Here is a 2998-nt window from a genome sequence, read left to right on the forward strand (position 1 = left end):
TAACGATATTGACGCATATATCGCTAAAAAGCTATCCATTAATTCGTCTCAGATTATTAAAAAAAATAGAGATTTTGGGGCGCTTAAACAGATTATTAAAGATGAAGATTTGTTAATCGTCTTATCAACATTAGAGGCAACGCATTTGTCTGGGGCTAAGACTTTAGAGCAGTCTTTGGTAGACACTATTTTAGATTTTTATCCAAAAAATAGAAATTTAAAAAATCAAACTCAAATATGGGGTCTGCAAGGGCTTTCATTGACCCAAATGCTTAGTTTGATGAATGTTGATCAAGTTATTGTTATTTTGCTGCAAACAGGTGGTGCTGGCAATATGTCCCAAGCTTTTAAAGAGGCTAAAAAATATTTTAAATCTTCACATGAGGCAGTCGGAATTTATAAAGCCAATATATTGCCAAATGTTGTGTTTAGTGCGGTTTCTATAGGTTTGATTTTGGGCATGTCGTTTATGCTAGCAGAGCCTTACAATAAAATTATTCAAGTTAAGAAAATTGCAGAACCAATCATGGTTACTTTGATAAATTTTATTGTTAACAATATTAGCAGTATTGTTTTTGTTTTGGTTGCGGTAATCACTTTGATTGTGTTTTCATTTATCAATAAAGAAGCGTTTAATAAACTTAAAAAAATACAACCATGGAGAAGTGTTGGCGACTTACAAGATTTAAAGAGTGCTATGAATTTTTTACCCATATATGCAACTTTGAAAAGAATTAATTATTTAGACATTGATATTGTTAATTTTTATCAACAAATACAAAAAAATATTGGTAATGAGCTGCTTGATTACATCAGTAAGGGACAGTCATTATCTCAAGCGATTGTCAACACATCACTTTCAAATAAATTGTCAAAACAAATGGCAGTTATATTTGAAATTGAGAACCAAAATATCAGAAGTGAGGTTGTTAAGAGCATGATAGAGGCGCTGAATTTACAAATCAAAAAACAAGCAAAAAAAATATCTGTCTTGCTGCTGGCAACCAGAAACGCTATTATTCTTCTAGGCATAGCATTTTTTATCGGCGTGTATGCAACAGGCTTATCATTATGATGAAAAATAAGCAACTGGGCTTTTCTTTGATAGAGTTAATGATTGTATTGGCAGTTATTGCAGCATTGACGCAGATTAAGATAAGAGCAGACATTAAAGCAGATATTTTTAAACAAGCTGAAACAGATGTAGAAAGAACCATGCAAGAAATTGAAAACATGCAAGCAGCCGCTAGCGGTTATCTTGCTGATCAAGGTGAGTGGCCAGACGCTACAAACAACTGTAATGATGCCATTAGTGTGCTTAAAAATGCGCCTACTGCCTACTTAAACTATATTACCACCACAAGCCCTTATAACACGCAATATATAACAGAATGCAACACAACGACCTTTACAGTTAAAGTAAAAAGCGATAAAGACTTCGCAGCGCCCTACATCGCTGCCCAACACCCTGGATCAACAATTTTAGCGCCGCCGAATGACGATACAAGTGCAAGCTCTATTCCTAGACCACTCTCACTTTCGCAATTTTTATCATTAGATGGCTCAAGAGCAATGCGAGGTGATTTTGACATGGGCGGGCATGCTATTATAAATGCTTCAGATATGGATCTAAATGGACAAGATATTAAGCTAGGCATTGGTAAATTTATCTCTATGGGCAGCGTCTCATTCAATTCTTTAACTTCTACAATCAACAAACCAGATTGCGCCCAAGGAAGTGTTACAGGCACAGCTAAGATCATCTTAAGAATACATGGCATTACAACGATATTAGGAGGCAGCTCAGGTATTAGAAATGTCTCTTGGGGTGCTAATTTTATAGATTTAGCGAGCACCAAACAATGGCAACTTAAGACAACGGGACTTTCTGCAATAACAGGTGTTGCTGAAACATTTTGTGATTATGGCAACTGGAATCGATAATGCCAACCCCTAAGATTACAAAAAAAATCGATACAATTGTTTATATTAGACCTATTGAAAAATGTAACTTGCGTTGTCAACATTGCTTTATTCCGCCGAACCCAGCAACCATGTCTGATGAGCAAATATTGTCTATACCTAGACAATTGAGTGATGCTGGCGTAACGACTAATGTTTTATTGCAATGGCATGGCGGTGAGCCGTTACTTATTGATCCAAGCAGATGTGAAAGGTTAATTATTGGACTTAATGCCAACAAGCAAGGTATTAATTTTTTACATGGCGTGCAAACTAATTTGGTAGTTTTAAGGAATTTTAGTAAAAAAAAGCGTGATGAGTGGTATCAAGTTTTAGCAACCTATTTTGAGTCGGATTTAATAGGTGTATCTTGGGATGTCGATATTAGGGGTGTTAATTTAGCAAAAGGTTGTTTTTATAGCTATTTTGAACAAGAAATAAAAAGATTTAGAAAGTCTAGATATTTTGTTAATGGCTTTGAACCTACACTGACTATAACCGCAGCAAAGCCTTTTTTGGATATTGCAAAAACATTTAAGACAAGTACAGAGTTTTTTAAATGGCTAGAGCGTATCAGTCTTAACAAGATCCATATTGAAAAACTAACCCCTACGGGTGATGCAGTTAAAAACTGGAATGAGATCGGTGTGAGTCATCTTGAATATTCAAAGGCAATGGGTAAATTCTATTTGGCTTACAGGCGCTACAAAGCCTTACATCCTGAAAGCAAGTTAGCGATTTCACCATTTTGTGATTTGGAAGATGCGATTAAGACAGGTGAGCAAGATAATGTTTGCGCATCAGGTGCATGCCAAACGAGTATGTTTACTTTTTCTAAAAAAGGCATGATAAAGACCTGTACTGCAATTGCAGAACACAGTGAAACGCAATTAGAAAACTATCAAAACAAGGTGAAAGCAAGTTGTTTTGAGTGTGAATTCAATCCTATTTGTAATGGCGGATGTCCTGCTCATGGCAATGTTATTGATGCCTCAGGTGAGTGCTCTGGTGCTTATCAACTGTTGCAAACGATTAA

The 2998-nt window shown here is 35.8% G+C and carries 3 protein-coding genes; all 3 read left to right on the plus strand.

The window, feature by feature from the left end; genetic code table 11:
- A partial coding sequence (locus tag BAZSYMA_RS10065) for a hypothetical protein (protein ID WP_195910153.1) occupies positions 1–1075 on the plus strand: 1075 nt, incomplete at its 5' end.
- On the plus strand, positions 1072–1944 hold the full coding sequence (locus BAZSYMA_RS07660) for a type IV pilin protein (protein WP_090717476.1): 873 nt from the start codon (positions 1072–1074) through the stop codon (positions 1942–1944). The genes BAZSYMA_RS10065 and BAZSYMA_RS07660, both read left to right, overlap by 4 nt.
- Positions 1944–2998: radical SAM protein (locus tag BAZSYMA_RS07665; protein ID WP_090717479.1), on the plus strand; the 1055-nt coding region annotated here is incomplete at its 3' end. The genes BAZSYMA_RS07660 and BAZSYMA_RS07665, both read left to right, overlap by 1 nt.

The organism is Bathymodiolus azoricus thioautotrophic gill symbiont, assembly GCF_001298715.1.
Lineage (GTDB): Bacteria > Pseudomonadota > Gammaproteobacteria > PS1 > Pseudothioglobaceae > Thiodubiliella.